The organism is Halogeometricum sp. CBA1124 (assembly GCF_009741955.1).
In the GTDB taxonomy this organism is placed as follows: domain Archaea; phylum Halobacteriota; class Halobacteria; order Halobacteriales; family Haloferacaceae; genus Halogeometricum; species Halogeometricum rufum.
In genome coordinates, this window is sequence record NZ_WPCD01000053.1 from 1 (window position 1) to 17,718 (window position 17,718).

Here is a 17,718-nt window from a genome sequence, read left to right on the forward strand (position 1 = left end):
GTCGACGCCCGTCGGGCCGACGGCGAACTCGACGCGGGTGAGTCCTTCGCCGGGGTTCGAGCGACCGAGGACGGTCACGGGGCCGATTTCGAGCGTGTTGGAGACGTGCGTCCCGCCGCAGGCGGCCACGTCCCAGTCCTCGACGGTCACGAGGCGGACGGTGTCGGCGTCGCCCATCACGCCCTCCTCGGTCTTCGTGTTGAACGCCACCTCGTCCCTGTTTCGGGCCTCCTCGGTCGGCACCTCCTCCCACGAGACGGGGCGAGCGTCCCACACCGCGCGGTTGACCAGCCGTTCGAGTTCGACCAGCACCTCGTCGTCGATGTCCGTCGAGGTGGCGAAGTCCACCCGGACCTTCTCCGGCGAGATGTCGAAGCGCCGTAGCCGAGGTCAGAGAGCAGGTGTCGCCCCGCGCCGTACAGGACGTGGCTGGCGGTGTGCGCCCGCATGCAGTAGGTTCGGAAGTCGTCGTCCACGACGCCCGTCACCGTCTCGTCGGCGGCGAAGTCGGGGTCGGAGTCGAGCGTGTGGACCACGTCGTCGCCGACCGTCTGCACGTCGGCGACGGGTATCCCGCCGAGCGTCCCCCTATCTGCGGGTTGGCCGCCGCTCTCGGCGTAGAAGTAGGTGCGGTCGAGGCGCACGTCGCGGCCGTCGACGGCCGTCACCCTGGCTTCGAACTCGCGGACTCGTCGGCTCCTCCGGGGCGCGTGTCAACATGCACGGTGGTGCGCCGCCGTCGGACAAAAAGGGTGTCGTCGCGGCCAGCCGTTCGGCTACCGTCCGCCCGCCGCTACTCGTCGACGAGCGTCACGCCGAGTCGCTCCTCGATGGCGCGAACGAGCGAGCCCCCGACACCCGCCCGCGTGGCGCGGCCCTGTTCGACCGCCTCGACGTCGGACTCGTCGGCGTCGAGTTCGGCCGCGAGTTCCTCGACGGTGAGGCCCGCGTCCTGCCGCGCCGCCGCGACCACGTCGCCGTAGTCGGAGACGAGGTAGGGGAGGCGGTCCTTCTCGTAGTTCGTCCCCTTCCGCTCCCAGTGTTTGGAGTCGCCCTTCGCCTGGTCGTACATCTTCGCCTGACGCTGGGCGGCCCGCTTCTTCCGGTTGGGTTCGCCGTCGGAGCCTCCGCCGCTGGACGAGTCACCGGTCCCCTCGTGCTTTGAGTCGTCGTGCGGTGCGCAGTCGGGACAGACGAGCAAGTCCGCGCCGGAGACGTTGGCGCGACGGAGTTTCGTCGACGAACGACCGCAGAGTTCGCAGCTATCGCCGTCTCCCCCACCGCCCCCGCGTCCGGTCGAGTATTTGGCCATACCCATGGTACCGGTTCTACCCTTTTAAAATCGCGGCACAGACCGCCGACGCGGCGGGAACGCGGCCACTCGCGGCGTCCCGGCCGGACGGTCCGCCCGCACCCGAACCCCACAAGCGCGGCCGCCAGCCGAACGGTTATTCCTCGCAGTCTCCGACGGTCGCACGTGAACCTCTCCGTCGTAGACCTCTCTCCCGTTCCGGACGGCGGCACCGCGGCCGACGCCTACGCGAACACCGTCGAGGCCGCTCGACAGGCCGAGCGACTCGGGTACGAGCGGTTCTGGGTCGCCGAACACCACGGCATCCCCGACTCGCTGGCCGGCACGACGCCCGAGGTGTTGCTCGGCCACCTCGCGGCCGAGACGGAGTCGATTCGGCTCGGCTCCGGCGCGGTGCTTCTCAACCACTACAGCCCGTTCAAGGTCGCCGAGGTGTTCGGCGCGCTGGACGGACTGGCCCCGGGGCGCATCGACGCCGGACTCGGGCGGGCGAACGGGTCGCCCGCCGTGGACCGAGCGCTGGGCACCGAGCGACACGTGGAGAACCCGGACGAAGACCACGCCGAACGGGTCGAGGCCGTCGTCAACCACCTGTACGACGACTACCCCGAGGACCACGACTACGGCGACATCGACGTGCCGCGCTCCGGCGCGGAGACGCCCGTGCCGTGGGTGCTCGGGTCGAGTCCGTCGAGCGCGGCCATCGCGGGCGAACTCGGCCTCCCCTACTGCTTCGCGGCGTTCATCCGACCGCAGTTCGCCGCACACTCCTTCGAGGAGTACCGCGAGCGATTCCGCCCCTCCCGGTTGGCCGGCGGCGTCGACGAACCGCGCGGGATGGTGGCGGTGAACGCCATCTGTGCCGAGACGGACCGCGAGGCGGCGCGACGACGGGCGGTGGCGGAGGCGTCGTACCGGCGGATGCGGCGGGGAGAAGTCGGCTCCGCTCCGTCGGTCGAGGAGGCCGTCGACGAACTCGGCGGCGTCCCGGACCCGACGCCCGCGACGTTGGACGACGACGAGTGGCCGCGGGCCGTCTCGGGGAGTCCCGAGACGCTCGCGGACCTGCTGGCGCAACTCGCCGACCGCGTCGGCGTCGACGAGGTGATGATTCAACACGTCGTCGCCGACCACGACCACGGGCTTCGCTCCCACGAGTTGCTGGCCGACGCCGTCGGCCTCGCGCCGCGGTGAGTCACGCCTCGGGCACTCACCCGTCGGGAGGTCACGTCTCGGGCACTCACCCGTCGGGAGGTCACGTCTCGGGCACTCACCCGTCGGGAGGTCACGCCTCAGAAACTCACCCGTCGGTCGGTCGTCGCAGACGCGACGCTCGCGGTTCGAGACCGTTCGAAATCGACGACCCCACGGAGCGGTCGCTCAGTGGGTAGCGTCTGAAGGATTGTGCGTGGGTGATGTCCCGAACGGGAGATCACCTGCATCGTGTTGCCGCGGCGGTGTGGCCGCCCCGGTACGGTGGTCCGTCGGACCACCCTTGCGATGCGTGGGACCGGATTTGAACCGGCGGACTCCTACGAGACAGCGCCCTCAACGCTGCGCCGTTGGCCTGGCTTGGCTACCCACGCTCGCTGTGTCTTGTTGCACTCCATCGTTATCCGGGGTAATTTAAATGAGTTTCCTTTCGCGGGTGTCGTGTCGGCCGTTCGCAGACGGCACCGTTTTGCTCGTTCGGCCGTCCTCTTTCGATATGGAACTTCGCGTACGAGACCACGTCCCGGGTGCGACGGCCGCACTCAGCGTCGTCTCCCTCGCACTCGTGTTCGGTGCCGTCCTCGGCTACATCCCGCAGTCGCTCCTGCCGCGCGCCTCCGACGGCTTCGTCGCCGCCATCCCGCACGTCAACGCCGTCCTCAGCACGACGGCCATCGTCACCATCGTCCTCGGCGTGCGCGCCATCCGGCGCGGCGACGTGACGCGACACCGCGCGTTCATGCTCGCGACGCTCGGCCTGTTCGTCGCGTTCCTCGTCCTCTACCTGTATCGGGTCGTCCTCGAGGGGCCGTCCGACTTCCCGGGTCCGGCGACGGTGTACCAGTTCGTCTACCTGCCGACGCTGGCCGTCCACATCCTGCTGGCCATCGTCTGTATCCCGCTCCTGTACTACGTCCTGCTGTTGGCCGTCTCGCGGCCCGTCGAGGACATCTACGGGACGCGACACCGGACGGTCGGCCGGGTGGCGGCGTCGCTGTGGCTGATATCGTTCTTCCTCGGCGACGTGGTGTACGCCCTGCTGTACGTCGTCTACTGACGGCGGGACGGGAAACGCGGCTTCTGAGTCGGTCGGTCTCGGGTCGCCCCAGACCGTCGCTCAGTCGTCGGCCGGTAGCGTGTCGCCGGCGATGGTCGGTCGTTCGACCGTCCGGTCGGTCGGTTCGCCCTCGATGTCGTACGGATACTCGCCGGTGACGCAACCGAGACAGAGGTCCGCGCGGGACTCGCCGAGTACCTCGCCGATGGCGTCGATGGAGAGGTACGAGAGGCTGTCCGCGCCGATGTCGTCGCGTATCTCCTCTGTGGTCTTGTCGGAGGCGATGAGTTCCTCCCGCGTCGCCATGTCGATGCCCATGTAGCAGGGGGCGACGATGGGCGGCGCGCCGATGCGGACGTGGACCTCTTCGGCCCCGGCGTCGCGGACGAGTTGGACGAGTTGGCGCGAGGTGGTGCCGCGGACGATGCTGTCGTCGATGATGGTGACCGACCGCCCCTCGATGGTGCTCTTTATCGGGTTGAGTTTCAGGCGGACGGCGCGTTCGCGTTCGTCCTGCGTCGGCATGATGAACGTCCGACCGACGTAGCGGTTCTTCATCAGGCCCTCGGCGAACTCGACGCTCTCCTCGCTCTCGCGGGGGTCGCCGTCGGGCGTCGTCTCGTTGGCCGCCTCGGCGTATCCGGAGGCGAACGCGCGGCCGGAGTCGGGGACGGGCATCACCACGTCGGACTCGACGCCGGACTCCGCCCACAGTTTCCGGCCGAGGTTCCGCCGCACCTCGTAGACGAGGTTGTCGTCGATGACGGAGTCCGGGCGGGCGAAGTAGACGTGTTCGAAGAAGCAGTGGGCGGTGTTCTCCCGTTCGACCAGTTGGTAGGAGTCGAAACCGGAGCCGTCGGCTTCGAGGACGACGAGTTCGCCCGGCCGCACGTCGCGGACGAGTTCGCCGTCGAGGGTGTCGATGGCGGCCGACTCCGAGGCGACGACGTAGCCGTCCTCGAGTTCGCCGATGCAGAGCGGTCGGTTCCCCTGGGGGTCGCGGACCGCGAGCACCGTCTCGTCGTGCATGATGGTGAGCGAGTACGACCCGTGGATGCGCTGCATCGTGTGCTTGACCGCGCGGACGAGGTCCTCCTCGAGGAGGTTGCGGGCGAGGTCGTGGGCGATGACCTCCGTGTCGCCGGTGGAGGTGAAGGCGTGACCCAACCCTTCGAGTTCGTCGCGTATCTCGTCGGCGTTCACGAGGTTGCCGTTGTGCGCGAGACCGAGCGACCCCGACTTGAACGACACCGAGAACGGCTGGGCGCAGCAGGAACCGAGGCCCCCGGAGGTGGGGTAGCGGACGTGGCCGATGCCCGTCGTCCCGGCCAGCGAATCGAGGTCGCCCTCGTCGAACACGTCGCCGACGAGGCCCGTCTCGACGTGACTGTGCTGTTGGAAGCCGTCGTGCGTGACGATGCCCGCCGACTCCTGCCCCCGGTGCTGGAGGGCGTACAGAGAGTAGTACAGGGGCCGCGCCGCCGCGCGGTCCGCGAGGGCGACGCCGACGACGCCGCACTTCTCGGTTGGGCCCGAGAGGTCCGCGGCGGTCGGTTGCTGTCGGCCCGCGTCTCGTCCGGGTGTGGGGGTCTGAGCGTCCCGCCCGTCTGACATACTCGTTGCTACGGATTCCGAGGGCTAAAAAACCCGTCCTTGTGTGTTCTTTGCCGCTCCTCGGACCCAATTATATACACACTCGTGCATATGTCGTCGCGGTCGTGCGAGTCAGTCGCCTGCGCCGGTGTCGTGGGAGTCTCGCGAGTGGAACGGAGAGACGAGCGTGGGGCGGACTGCCGGAGCGTGAACGCAGACGGTTGGTGTCGTCGCTGGGAGACGGTGAACGTCGTCGCTGGAGAACGAGAGAGTGAGAGGAGAGTCGGCCGCGGTGCGCCTCAGTTGTCGCCCGACTTCGACTGCCACTCGTAGCCGCGGCGCTTGGCGGACTTGCCGAACCCGCACGACGAGCACTGCTTCTTCTTCACGTGGTAGGACTTCTCTCCGCAGCGACGGCACTTCACGTGCGTCGTCTTGTTCTTCTTTCCTTGGCTCGGGGTTCCTGCTCCCGTCATGCTTTGATTGTGACGACGTTATCGCCGCGTATAATCGTTGTGTCTTCAACCGGCGTGACCTCGATTTCGCCGAGGATCTGCTCGTCCTCCTCCGGCGGCGCTTCGAGAACCACGTTCATGTGCTGGTCGTAGCCCGCCAGAGTGCCGTGGTACGAACTCCCGTCTTTCAGGTTGACGGTCACGGTTTCTTCCAGCGAAGCCTCGAGTACGTCGAGGGGTCGTCCGCTCATGGCAAAGACGCATCGGGTTTCGGTATTAAATGTGCCGAACAGCGGGTCGCTCGCGTGTCAACCGTCCGCACCGTCGGGTTCGACGACGGGCACGGAGACGACGACGGTGCTCCCGGACCCGTCCGGTGCGTCCCGCACCCGGAGGCGGCCACCGATTCGTCGGACGACGGTTCGCACCAGCCACAGGCCCATCCCGCTCCCGTGGACCAGCGCCGTCTCCTCGCCGTTGCGCAGGACGGTCCGCTCGTGGTCGGGGATGCCAGGCCCCTCGTCGGTGACTCGGAGTTCGACCCACTCCTCTCGACGCGCGCGGCGTCCACCCGGACGGCCGGTTTCTCGACGTCGGCGTGCTTGACGCCGTTCTCGCAGAGTTCTTCGAGGACGACGGCCAGTCGCTCGGAGACGTGGACGTCCTCGCTCGGCGGTTCGACGCCGACCGTCGCGGCGGGCCACCCGAGTTCGACCGCCGTCTGCGTCTCGCGGAGGAGGTCACGGAGCGACGCCGACCGGTCGGGCGTCTCCTCGAACAGTCGCTCTATCTCCGTCGCCTTCTCCGTCAGCGAAAGCCACCGCTCGACGGTTCGACCGACCACTCGCGCGGATTCGACGACGGCGTCGTCGTCGTGTTCCGCGAGCATCTCCGCGTGTCCGTGGAGGACGTTCAGGTCGTTGCGGATGTTGTGGCGCATCACGCGGTTGAGGACGTTCACGTGCTGTTCGCGGAGTTTCTGTCTGGTCACGTCGACGAACACGCCGACGGTGCCGACGACCTCGCCGTCCACGCGCCGCGGCGTCGCGCGGACGACGGTGGAGACGACGCTGCCGTCGTCGGTGACGAGGTCCCGTTCCTCCCTGTCGTAGTCGCCGTCTCGCGCGCGTTCGTACGCGCCGTCCAGATGCTCGGCCGCGGACTCCGCGGTGTAGAACTCGGCCACGCGCGTTCCGACGACGGCCTCGCGGTCGTAGCCGAGTCGCTCGACGAACCGGTCGTTGCAGTCCTCTATCACCGGGACGCCGTCCTCGTCGGGGCGGCTCACGACCACCATCACCGGGAGGTACGCGAACGGGTCGTCTTCCACCTCCTGTATCAACCGTCCCGTGTCCATCTGTGTCACTCACAAGATACGTCCGGTAATCAATCTTTTCGATATTCCGACGGGTCACCGAGCGCGCGTGGCGGTGACACGTCGCTCGCCGTCCGGAGCCGGCGTGAGCAACCCACGTAGTTTTTAATACCCCGGTGTGTAGCTCCAGTTACCGATACACCCGCGGGTAAGTGCGGGGGCCACCGGGGCCGCCGCACGCGGGGCCGACGACCGACGCGCTGTAAGATGCCGGGGCCGTTCAGTCCCGTGACGAAACCCGTCGATTGGAGGCGGGTTCGACACCGGCGGGGCGTTTCAGTGAGCACCTTCGCCACGATTGTGGCTTTCAATGCTCGGAAAACCATGGAAATCGAAATTGCAACCATCGGCGGTTACGAAGAAGTCGGTCGACAGATGACGGCGGTCCGCGCAGGAAACGACGTCGTCGTCTTCGACATGGGCCTGAACCTGAGTCAGGTCCTCATCCACGACAACGTGGAGACCGAGAAGATGCACAGCCTCGACCTCATCGACATGGGCGCCATCCCGGACGACCGGGTGATGTCCGACCTCGAGGGCGACGTGCAGGCCATCGTGCCGACGCACGGCCACCTCGACCACATCGGCGCCATCTCGAAACTGGCCCACCGCTACGACGCTCCCGTCGTCGCGTCGCCGTTCACCATCGAACTGGTGAAACAGCAGGTCGAAGGGGAGAACAAGTTCACGTCGGCAACGACCTCGTGAAGATGGAGGCCGGCGAGACGATGTCCATCGGGGACTCCGGCAACGTCGAACTCGAGTTCGTCCACGTCACCCACTCCATCATCGACGCCATCAACCCCGTTCTCCACACGCCCGAGGGGGCCGTCGTCTACGGCCTCGACAAGCGCATGGACCACTCGCCGGTCATCCAGGACCCCATCGACATGGAGCGGTTCCGCGAGATCGGTCGCGAGGGCAACGGCGTCCTCTGTTACATCGAGGACTGCACGAACGCCGGTCGGAAGGGCCGAACGCCCTCCGAGTCCGTCGCGCGCAAGCACCTCGAAGACACCATCCGCTCCATCGAGGACTACGACGGCGGCATCGTCGCCACGACGTTCTCCTCGCACGTCTCCCGCGTCTCCTCCATCGTCGAGTTCGCCAAGGACATCGGCCGTCAGCCCGTCCTGCTCGGCCGGTCGATGGAGAAGTACTCCGGCACCGCCGAGCGCCTCGGCTTCGTCGACTTCCCCGACGACGTGGGGATGTACGGACACCGCAAGTCCGTCGACCGGACGTTCAAGCGCATCATGAAGGAGGGCAAGGAGAAGTACCTCCCCATCGTCACCGGTCACCAGGGCGAACCGCGCGCGATGCTCACGCGGATGGGCCGCGGCGAGACGCCGTACGAACTGGAGGACGGCGACAAGGTGCTGTTCTCGGCGCGGGTCATCCCCGAACCGACGAACGAGGGCCAGCGCTACCAGTCCGAGCGACTCCTGAAGATGCAGGGAGCACGCATCTACGACGAGATTCACGTCTCGGGGCACCTCCGCGAGGAGGGCCACTACCAGATGCTCGACGCCCTGCAGCCCCAGCACGTCATCCCCGCCCACCAGAACCTCAAGGGCTTCTCGCCGTACGTGGACCTGTGTGAGTCGCAGGGGTACGCGTTGGGACGCGACCTCCACATCACCCGTAACGGCAACATGATCCACTGGTGGAGTGAGATGAGTTCGGAAGCGACGGAGGAGCGAGTGCTCGACGCGGTGCGGGCACGGCGGGAACTCGTCAACGAGGCTCTCGACGAGGACATCCCGATGTCGGAACCGGAGCGCCTCTACGAGGCGACGCGCTACCTGCTCCAGGCGGGCGGGAAGCGCCTCCGGCCGACGGTCACGCTCCTCACCGCCGAGGCGCTCGCGGACGTCGAACCGCTCTCGGAGGAGTACCGGTCGTTCCCCGCGCTCGACGGTTCGGACCTCGACGTGATGGCCGCCGCCGCGAGCATCGAGGTCATCCAGTCGTTCACACTCATCCACGACGACATCATGGACGACGACGACCTCCGTCGCGGCGTCCCCGCGGTCCACAAGGAGTACGACACCGAGACGGCCATCCTCGCGGGCGACACGCTCTACGCGAAGGCGTTCGAGCTGATGACGCAGACGGGCGCGGACCCGCAGGACGGCCTCGAGGCCGTCCGCCTCCTCGCGACGACCTGTACGAAGATATGCGAGGGGCAGGCGTTCGACATCGAGTTCGAGAACCGGACCGAGGTGCTGCCCGACGAGTACCTCGACATGATCGAACTGAAGACGGCCGTCCTCTACGGCGCGGCGGCGTCGACGGCCGCGGTGCTGATGGGCGCCGACGACGAGACGGTGGAGGCGCTCTACCGCTACGGCATCGACTCCGGCTGCGCGTTCCAGATTCAGGACGACGTGCTCGACCTGACCGTCCCCTCCGAGAAACTCGGCAAGCAGCGCGGGTCCGACCTCGTCGAGAACAAGGAGACGCTCATCACCCTGCACGCGAGACAGCAGGGCGTCGACGTGGACGGCCTCGTCACCGCCGACACCGTCGACGGGGTCACCGAAGACGCCGTCGACGCCGCCGTCGGCGAACTGAACGACGCCGGCTCCATCGACTACGCCCGCGACAAGGCGCAGGAACTCACCGACCGGGCCAAGAGCCACCTCGAGGTCCTCCCGGACAACGAGGCGCGGTCGCTGCTGGAAGACATCGCGGACTACCTCATCACCCGCGGCTACTGAGCGCCAGTCGCACCCGGTCCCGGGGTTCCTTCGACGCCGCGGACCGCGCTCTCCTCGCTGCGACGACTCCTCGCCACAGACGCGTCGCCGCGAAAGGGCTATACGTCTGACGTGGTAAGTGTTGTCGCACCCCTACCCGCGCGCCCGTGCGGCGGGCAGACGTCGGTGTGCCCCCAATCCGGGCCTGTTTTTAGGCGGGACGAGGAAGCAGACGGTAATGGACGACGAGTTACGAGAGCGCGTCGAGCGAGCGGCGGAGAAACACGCCCTCCTCAACGCGGTCAAGTACGACAGCGACGCCGACGTGGGGGCGGTCATGGGACCGCTGATGGGCGAGAACCCCGACTTCAGGCCGCACGGCGACGAGATTCCGGGCGTCGTGGGCGGCGTCGTCGCCCGCGTGAACGACCTCCCGCCCGCGGAGAAGCGCGAGCGACTGGAGGAGTTGGCCCCCGAGGAACTGGCGGAGATGGAGGCCGAAGACGAGGGGGACGACCGGGTGCTCCCCGACCTGCCGAACGTCGATGCGTACGACGAGGTGCGGATGCGCGCCGCGCCGAACCCGAACGGGCCGTGGCACATCGGCCACGCCCGGATGCCCGCCGTCATCGGGACGTACAAAGACATCTACGACGGGTCGTTCGTCGTCCGCTTCGACGACACCGACCCCGAGACGAAGCGCCCCGACCTGGACGCCTACGACGCCATCTTGGAGGACGTCGACTACCTCGGCTTCGAACCGGACGAGGTCATCACGGCGTCCGACCGCATGGAGACGTACTACGACCACGCCCGCGAGGTCATCGAGATGGGCGGGGCGTACACCTGTTCGTGTTCGGGCGAGGCGTTCTCGGAACTGAAGAACGCGGCCGAACCCTGTCCCCACCGCGACAAGGACGTGGAGACGTCCCGCGAGGAGTTCGAGGCGATGGTCGCCGGCGAGTACTCCTCCGGCGAGATGGTCCTCCGCGTCAAGACCGACATCGAGCACAAGAACCCCGCCCTGCGCGACTGGGTGGCGTTCCGGATGGTGGACACGCCGCACCCGCGCCCGGAGGCCGAAGACTACCGCTGCTGGCCGATGCTCGATTTCCAGTCGGCCGTCGACGACCACCTCACCGGCGTCACGCACATCATCCGCGGCATCGACCTGCAGGACTCCGCGAAGCGACAGGGGTTCCTCTACGACTACTTCGGCTGGGACTACCCTGAAGTCGTCCACTGGGGGCACGTGCAGGTGGACGCCTACGACGTGAAGATGTCCACCTCGACCATCAAGCGGAAGATAGAGGCGGGCGAACTCGACGGCTGGGACGACCCGCGCGCGCCGACCATCAAGAGCCTCCGCCGCCGCGGCATCCGCGGGTCGGCCATCGTGGACGCGATGCTCGAACTCGGCACGTCCACCTCCGACGTCGACCTGTCGATGACGGCCATCTACGCGAACAACCGCGACGTGGTGGACGACGAGGCGAACCGCTACTTCCTCGTCCGCGAGGGCGAGGAGTTCGCCGTCGAGGGCGGCCCGGACGCGGGCCACCCCGCGCTCCACCTGGACCACGAGGACCTCGGCGACCGGACCGTCCCCGCCGCGGGCGGCGTCGTCGTCGAACCGGCTGACGTGCCCGCGGACGCGAACGCGTCTGGCTGAAGGGGTACGGGTGCGTCCGCCGCGAGGACGACGCCCCTCGTCCACACCGACGACGGCATCGACGTGGTCCGTTCGGGCGACGTGGACGTGGTTCACTGGGCGCCCGCCGCGGACAACGTCCCCGTCCGGATGCGGACGATGGAGGACGACGTGACGGGCGTCGCCGAACCGGACTTCGCGGAGACCGAGGTGGACGACGTGGTGCAGTTCGAGCGAATCGGGTTCGTTCGGGTAGACAGCGTGGCGCGGAGCGCCACGAAACAGTCGAGCGACGGGCAGTCGCGAGACGGCCACGGTGACCACTCGCCCGACGCGTCGGACGAGGAGTCCGTCGTCTACTGGGCGCACGAGTAACGACCCGCTGTCGGACCCTCTCTGTCGGTCGCTCCCTGCGGTACCTCTTTTACGCGGCACTCGCCACCACACGGCATGGAACGAGAGTTGCAGGCGGCGCGGAACCGCGTCGGCGGCGAGTGGGTCGACCCCTCGCGCGACGGACAGTCCGTCGAGAACCCGGCGACGGCGGAGACCATCGGTCGCGTCGGCTTCAGCGACGAGGCGGACGTGGACGACGCGGTGACGGCCGCCGCCGAGGCGTTCGAGTCGTGGCGCGAGACGCCCGTCGAGGACCGAGTCCAGCCGCTGTTTCGCCTGAAGTCGCTGCTGGAGGACGAACAGGACGAACTCGCGGAACTGCTGGTGCGCGAACACGGCAAGACGCTGGCGGAGGCGCGCGGCGAGATACGGCGCGGCATCGAGAACGTCGAAGTCGCCTGCGGCGTGCCGACGACGATGCAGGCGGGCCACCTCGCGAACGCCGCACCGGGCATCGACGAGACGGCGGTGCGGGAACCGGTGGGCGTGTTCGCCGCCGTCACGCCGTTCAACTTCCCGGCGATGATTCCGCTGTGGTTCCTCCCGTACGCCGTCGCCACCGGCAACGCGTTCGTCCTGAAGCCGAGCGAACGCGACCCGTACACCCCCACGCGCATCGTCGAACTGGCCGCGGAAGCGGGCTTCCCCGACGGCGTCGTCAACCTCGTCCACGGCGACGCGACGGCGGTGGACGCGCTCTGCGAACACCCCGACGTCGAGGGCGTCTCGTTCGTCGGCAGTACGCCCGTGGCGAAGCACGTCTACGAGACGGCCGCCGCGAACGGCAAGCGCGTGCAGGCGCAGGGCGGCGCGAAGAACCACGTCGTCGTCTCCGCGACGGCGGACCTCGAAACCGCCGTCGAGGGGACGCTCGGGTCGGCGTTCGCCAACTCCGGGCAGCGCTGTCTGGCGAACCCCGTCGCCGTCGTCGTCGACTCGGTGTACGACGAGTTCGCCGCGCACCTCGCCGACCGCGCCCGGTCGATGGTCGTCGGCGACGGACTGGACGAGGCGACGGAGATGGGACCGCTGACCACCGCCGCCCACCGCGACAGGGTCGCGGGCTACGTCGAGACGGGCGTCGAAGACGGGGCAGAACTCCTCGTGGACGGCCGCGAGGCCGAGACGCCCGCGACGGGTCACTACCTCGGACCCACCGTGTTCGGCGACGTGCCGACGGACTCCGCGCTGGTCGGCGAGGAGATATTCGGGCCGATACTGGCGCTGGTCTGCGTGCCGGACTTCGAGACGGCGATAGCGACGGTGAACGAGTCGCGGTACGGCAACGCGGCGAGTCTGTTCACCACGTCGGGCGCGGAGGCCAAGCGCTTCCGGCACGAGGCCGACCCCGGCAACCTCGGCGTCAACGTCGGCACCGCCGCGCCGATGGCGTTCTTCCACTTCGGGGGCGCCAAGGAGTCGTTCTTCGGCGACTTGCACGCGCAGGGCGACGACGCGATTCGCTTCTACACGGACGAGACGGTGTACATCGAACGGTGGCCGGACCGGTGAGCCGACTCGTCGACCTGACGATGCCGGTGGAGGCGGGAATGCGACGTACCCCGGCGACCCCGCGGTGTCGGTGACGCCGCACGCGACGCACGAGTCCGACGGCTACCGCGTCTCGCGCCTCGAACTCGGCACGCACGCGGGGACGCACGTCGACGCCCCCGCGCACACCGAACGCGACGGGGCGACGCTCGGGTCGTTCTCGGTCGACCGGTTCCGCTTCGACGCCCGCCTCGTGGACTGCCGCGACGCGGGCGCGAACGGGGCCATTGGCCCCGACAGACTGCCCGAGACGGACGCGGAGATGCTCGTCTTCCGGACGGGGTGGGACGCCGAGTGGGGGACCGACCGGATGGTCGACCACCCCGCCCTCGCGCCCGAGACGGCCGACCGGTGCGCCGAACGCGGCCACCACGTCGGCATCGACGCGCTCAGTCCCGACCCGACGGGCGGCGAGGGCGTCCCCGCCCACCGCGCGCTCCTCGGCGCGGGACTGCTGATAGTCGAGAACCTCACCGAACTCGGCGACGTGCCCGACCGGTTCGAGTTGCTGGCGTTCCCGCTGAAGGTGGACGCCGACGGCGCGCCGGTCCGGGCCGTCGCGCGGGTGTGAGTCGTCGGTCGGCGAGCGTCGTCGCACTGTCGCGGTCGGTGAGCGTCGTCGCCGCGTCCACCGCTCACCGGTCCGGCGTGTACGTCGGCGCGCGCAGGTCGAACGCCACGGCGTCCGGTTTCACCGTGACCACGAGCGTCTCGCGCCCGACGTTCCACTCGTACGTGTCGGCGGGGCCGTCGCCCGTCGTCACTTCCAGCGCGCACGCCCCGGAGTTCGCGACGACTTCGTTCGCGGAGTACGCGTAGGTGCCCGCTTCGACGCCGATGGAGTGCTGTTCGCGGCCCACCTGTTCGCAGTCGAGGTAGTGAAGGGTCACCCGGAATTCGGCGTCCGTCTCGTTGAAGAGGTAGAGGCCGACGGCGTCCGCGCCGCCGCCACCGAGCGCGGAGCACCCGGACAGTCCGGCGACGGCGGCCGCTGTCGCGGTTCGGAGGAGGGAGCGACGGGTCGAGGGCGCGTCTCGCACGGCGGGACGGTCACGGTCCGCGACCGAAAAGTTGGCCATCGGACCCCGAGCGGCGACGACGGCCGCTCAGAACAGGACGGCGAGGACGAGGACGACGAGCATCGCGGAGGTGAGTAGCACCTGCACCACCGTCGAGGCGAGGACGCCCACCGTGGCGTAGAGGGCGACGCGGACGCTCGCTTCGGCGTCCTCGTTGCGGTAGAACTCGACGGCGAACACCGTCGCGGCGATGCCGAGGAGGAAGCCGACGGGTCCCGTCACGACGAGGAGGACGAGGCCGACGACGACGGCGGCGCCCGTCGTGAGCGACGACGCGCCGCCCGCCCGCGCCGCGATGGCCCCGCCGAAGTAGTCGAGTACCACGGTCAGGACCCCGACGAACACGAGTGCCGCGAGCACCGGGAGCGAGGGGTCGGTGTAGCCCGTCGACCACCAGTAGAGGAGGGCGCCCGCGACGGAGAGGAGAGCGCCCGGGAGGAGGGGGACGACGACGCCGACGACGCCGACGACGGCGAGTGCGATGGCGACGAGTGCGTAGATGTCCACGGGTCGCGTTCGTCGCGGAGAGGCAAATACCGTCGGGCCGTCGCGCGAGGCCGGACCCGGGTTCGCCGGGCACCGGCCGAGGAATCGGTCGGGTTAAACCGACGGTGGTGCGTGGTACGGTCGACGGACGACTGCGGGACGCGAGACGGGTGGACGACGTTCACCCTCACCGCGACCGAGGGCTCCGAGGCCGGTGTCGGGCCCGAGTTCGACGGCGAAGCGGTTCCGTGCGCACCGGCGCGGCGGGCGTCCACCGCCGGCGGGCGGTCGGCGGAAGCCGAGTGCCGTAGGTTTAAGCGCGCAGAAAATGTTATCACACATCATGCCGATTGACCCGAACTTCGAGACGAACCGCGAGAAGGTGGACGAAGAGGACGGCGTGGCGGTGTGGGGACCGGTGGACCCGCCGGAGAAACTGGGTATTCACGGCACACACGTCGCCGTGGACTTCGACATCTGCATCGGCGACGGCGCCTGTCTCGAAGACTGTCCGGTGGACGTGTTCTCGTGGGTCGATACGCCCGACCACCCCGAGTCCGACGTGAAGGTCCAACCCGCCCGCGAGGACCAGTGTATCGACTGCATGCTCTGCGTCGACGTCTGTCCGGTCGACGCGATAGACGTGGACCCCGGCCGCGCGGGCCGCGTCTGACCCCGACGCGCCCTCACCGGCGCACCGTCGCAGGCGGGCCGTACCGCGGGTGAACGCCGCACGCTCATTTTATCGAGAATAATTGTTAAGGAATGGGAAACTCATCCTCGGGTAGTGGTGAGTCAACAATGGACACACTCGTGTTGACGAAAGGCGTCCCCGACTTCCGAGAGGGGAAAGTCTCGTTCGACGAGGACGGACACCTCGAACGCGGGAAGACGCCGACGGTGATGAACCCGAACGACGAACACGCGCTTCGGGCGGCGTTGCAGACGCGCGTCCGCCACGCGGCACCGTCTCGGTGATGAGCATGGGGCCGCCGGGGTACAAGGAGGTACTGCAGGAGGCGATGGAGTCGGCGTACGCGGACGACCTCTACCTCTCTCCGACCGCGAGATGGCCGCCGCCGACACGTGGGCGACGGCGATTACGCTCAGCGCCGCCATCGAGAAGATGGGCGTCCCGGACCTCGTCTTCGCGGGGTTCAAGACGGCCGACGGGGAGACGGGCCACACCGGCCCGCAGACGTGCTGGTGCCTCGACATGCCCCTCGTCACCCACGTCTCGCCCTCGACGTGGACGAGGAGGCGGGGCGACTCCGCGCGAAACGACTCGTGGAGGGCGACATCGCGGAGATGGAGACCGTAGAGACGGACCTGCCGGCGTTCGTCGTCGCCGACCCGGAGTTCGAACCCTCCTACCGGACCGCCGGCGACCGACTCACGCTGAAGGACCTGCGGGAGACGGCGCGCGAACGCGCCGCCGACTACGAGGACGCACTGACCGTCTGGGACCACGCCGACATCAACGTGGACCCCGACTACATCGGCCTCGACGGGTCGCCGACCATCGTCTCCTCGGTGGACCCCATCCCGAAACCGCCCGCCGAACGCGAGGCGACGATGGTAGCGCCCGACGACGCCGAGGGGATGGAGTCCGTCCTGGACGAGATGCGACCGTTCGCGGGCGACCCCGCGGCCGCGGGGGGTGGACTGACCGTGGCCGAACTCGACCCGACCGAGTACGACATCTCCGAACTCGGCCCGGCGATAAAGGACGTCGAGGACCCCGACGAACTCCGCGAGATTCTGCAGGCCGAGCGAGACGGCGAGGACCGCCCCGGTGCGGTCGCTCTCATCGAGAGTCGCATCGAGAAGTTCGAGGGGGACGGCGACGAGGACGTCGGCGAGATAGACCTCTCGTCGATGTCGGCCGCCGAGGTGGGCAACGCTCTCCAGAGCATAGAGGAGGTGGACGAACTGGAGCGACTCCTGCAGGAGGAGACGGAGGGAGAGGACCGCGACGCGGTGACGCGACTGATACAGCGCCGACTCGACGCCGTACAGGGGTCCGAGGAGGGCGAGGAGTCGGAAGTGGACGACCGACCGCCGGAGGAACGGCACCCGGACCTCTCGCACCCGACGCGGGACAAGCGACACGTCCGCGCCCTCCGGGGCGGGACGTACCGCGACATGTGGGTCTACTGCGAGACGCAGGCGGGCGAACTCGTCTCCGTGTCGAAGGAGATGCTCGGCAAGGCCCGCCAACTGATGGACGACTACAACGCCGAGTACCCCGACGAGGACGACGAACGCGTCGTCGCGGTCCTCGTCGGCGACGACGTGGAGACGCACGCCGAGGACGTGATAGCGCACGGCGCGGACGTCGTCGTCGTCCACGAGGACGAACGTCTCGCGCGCTTCCAGCACAAGCCGTACACCGAAATCGTCTGCGACATGGCCCGCGCGGGGGCGACCCACGGGGGTGGCGAGGTGAAGGACGGCCGCGACGAGGCGTGGCGCGACTACGACAAGCCGCGGTACGTCCTCTTCCCGGCGACGAACAACGGCCGCGACCTCTCGGCCCTCGTGCAGGCGGAGTTGGACTCCGGCCTCGCCAGCGACTGCTCGGGGCTCTACATCGACGAGGAGGTCATCTCGAACCCGGTGAAGACCGGTGCGGCCGGCGAGAAGCGGACGTTCGAACGCGTCCTGCACATGAAGCGGCCGGACTTCTCGGGGTTCGAGTACTCGACCATCCTCTGTCTGGACAACCCGCGCCGGGAGTTCCACCCGCGGGGCGCGTCGGTCATCCCCGGCCAGTTTCGAGGTGCCCGACCCGGACCCCCGAACCGCGAGGGCAGTCGTCGCGACCCACGAACTCGAACTCGACGACG

General features: G+C 68.5%; 12 protein-coding genes, 1 tRNA gene and 7 pseudogenes. 10 read left to right on the forward strand and 10 right to left on the reverse strand.

All coding sequences use genetic code 11. The annotated features are described in order from the left end of the window. Both GJ632_RS08990 and GJ632_RS08995 read right to left on the reverse strand, forming a co-directional pair. A pseudogene (locus GJ632_RS08990) lies at window positions 1-720 on the reverse strand (alanyl-tRNA editing protein); the annotation flags it as partial. A gap of 73 nt (window positions 721-793) precedes the next feature. Next, window positions 794-1,312: a multiprotein-bridging factor 1 family protein gene (locus GJ632_RS08995; protein ID WP_191452736.1), complete on the reverse strand. Its 519-nt coding sequence runs from the start codon at window positions 1,310-1,312 to the stop codon at window positions 794-796. 165 nt (window positions 1,313-1,477) lie between these two features. Between GJ632_RS08995 and GJ632_RS09000 the strand changes: the two genes are divergently transcribed. Further along, a complete protein-coding gene (locus GJ632_RS09000) occupies window positions 1,478-2,506 on the forward strand; it encodes an LLM class flavin-dependent oxidoreductase (RefSeq protein WP_089807611.1) in 1,029 nt (342 codons plus the stop codon). 307 nt (window positions 2,507-2,813) lie between these two features. Here GJ632_RS09000 and GJ632_RS09005 read toward each other — a convergent pair. Beyond that, window positions 2,814-2,898: transfer RNA gene (locus GJ632_RS09005), tRNA-Leu, on the reverse strand. Window positions 2,899-3,020: 122 nt separating this feature from the next. Between GJ632_RS09005 and GJ632_RS09010 the strand changes: the two genes are divergently transcribed. Continuing rightward, entirely contained in the window at window positions 3,021-3,581 is a 561-nt protein-coding gene (locus GJ632_RS09010; RefSeq protein WP_089807610.1) for a DUF420 domain-containing protein, read from the forward strand. A gap of 60 nt (window positions 3,582-3,641) precedes the next feature. Here the strand turns inward: GJ632_RS09010 and purF are convergent, their stop codons facing one another. The 5 genes and pseudogenes from purF to GJ632_RS23390 all read right to left on the reverse strand — a co-directional run. Then, on the reverse strand, window positions 3,642-5,195 hold the full coding sequence (purF, locus tag GJ632_RS09015) for an amidophosphoribosyltransferase (protein WP_089807608.1): 1,554 nt from the start codon (window positions 5,193-5,195) through the stop codon (window positions 3,642-3,644). A 278-nt stretch (window positions 5,196-5,473) separates the two neighbouring features. Next, entirely contained in the window at window positions 5,474-5,650 is a 177-nt protein-coding gene (locus GJ632_RS09020) for a 50S ribosomal protein L37e (protein ID WP_089807606.1), read from the reverse strand. Continuing rightward, a complete protein-coding gene (locus GJ632_RS09025) occupies window positions 5,647-5,880 on the reverse strand; it encodes an LSM domain-containing protein (RefSeq protein WP_089807604.1) in 234 nt (77 codons plus the stop codon). Before GJ632_RS09025 ends, GJ632_RS09020 begins: the two co-directional genes overlap by 4 nt. 57 nt (window positions 5,881-5,937) lie before the next feature. Beyond that, complete coding sequence (locus GJ632_RS23385; RefSeq protein WP_343161100.1) at window positions 5,938-6,333, reverse strand: ATP-binding protein; 396 nt, start codon at window positions 6,331-6,333, stop codon at window positions 5,938-5,940. 320 nt (window positions 6,334-6,653) lie between these two features. Then, window positions 6,654-6,986, reverse strand: a pseudogene (locus GJ632_RS23390) (PAS domain-containing protein); the annotation flags it as partial. 342 nt (window positions 6,987-7,328) lie between these two features. Between GJ632_RS23390 and GJ632_RS09035 the strand changes: the two are divergent. From GJ632_RS09035 to GJ632_RS09055, 5 genes and pseudogenes are all read left to right on the forward strand, one after another. Further along, window positions 7,329-8,665 (forward strand): annotated as a pseudogene (locus GJ632_RS09035) (RNase J family beta-CASP ribonuclease); the annotation flags it as partial. 15 nt (window positions 8,666-8,680) lie between these two features. Continuing rightward, the gene (gene idsA3 / locus GJ632_RS09040; protein ID WP_191452739.1) at window positions 8,681-9,727 is read left to right on the forward strand and encodes a geranylfarnesyl diphosphate synthase; all 1,047 of its coding nucleotides are present in this window, start codon (window positions 8,681-8,683) and stop codon (window positions 9,725-9,727) included. 217 nt (window positions 9,728-9,944) lie between these two features. Further along, window positions 9,945-11,732 (forward strand): annotated as a pseudogene (locus GJ632_RS09045) (glutamate--tRNA ligase). Between the two features lie 75 nt (window positions 11,733-11,807). Next, window positions 11,808-13,265: a CoA-acylating methylmalonate-semialdehyde dehydrogenase gene (locus GJ632_RS09050; protein WP_191452737.1), complete on the forward strand. Its 1,458-nt coding sequence runs from the start codon at window positions 11,808-11,810 to the stop codon at window positions 13,263-13,265. A gap of 20 nt (window positions 13,266-13,285) precedes the next feature. Continuing rightward, window positions 13,286-13,875 (forward strand): annotated as a pseudogene (locus GJ632_RS09055) (cyclase family protein). 64 nt (window positions 13,876-13,939) lie between these two features. Here GJ632_RS09055 and GJ632_RS09060 read toward each other — a convergent pair. Next, window positions 13,940-14,344 (reverse strand): hypothetical protein, encoded by a 405-nt coding sequence (locus GJ632_RS09060; RefSeq protein WP_191452738.1) that lies wholly within the window; start codon window positions 14,342-14,344, stop codon window positions 13,940-13,942. A 66-nt stretch (window positions 14,345-14,410) separates the two neighbouring features. Further along, a complete protein-coding gene (locus GJ632_RS09065) occupies window positions 14,411-14,890 on the reverse strand; it encodes a DUF456 domain-containing protein (RefSeq protein ID WP_089807592.1) in 480 nt (159 codons plus the stop codon). A gap of 322 nt (window positions 14,891-15,212) precedes the next feature. Here GJ632_RS09065 and GJ632_RS09070 point away from each other — a divergent pair, with 322 nt between their 5' ends. The 3 genes and pseudogenes from GJ632_RS09070 to GJ632_RS09075 form a co-directional block, all read left to right on the forward strand. Continuing rightward, window positions 15,213-15,542 carry a ferredoxin family protein gene (locus GJ632_RS09070; RefSeq protein ID WP_089807590.1) on the forward strand — a complete coding sequence of 110 codons (330 nt, stop codon included), beginning with the start codon at window positions 15,213-15,215 and terminating at the stop codon, window positions 15,540-15,542. A gap of 128 nt (window positions 15,543-15,670) precedes the next feature. Beyond that, window positions 15,671-16,531, forward strand: a pseudogene (locus tag GJ632_RS22035) (electron transfer flavoprotein subunit beta/FixA family protein); the annotation flags it as partial. Between the two features lie 9 nt (window positions 16,532-16,540). Continuing rightward, window positions 16,541-17,718, forward strand: a pseudogene (locus tag GJ632_RS09075) (electron transfer flavoprotein subunit alpha/FixB family protein); the annotation flags it as partial.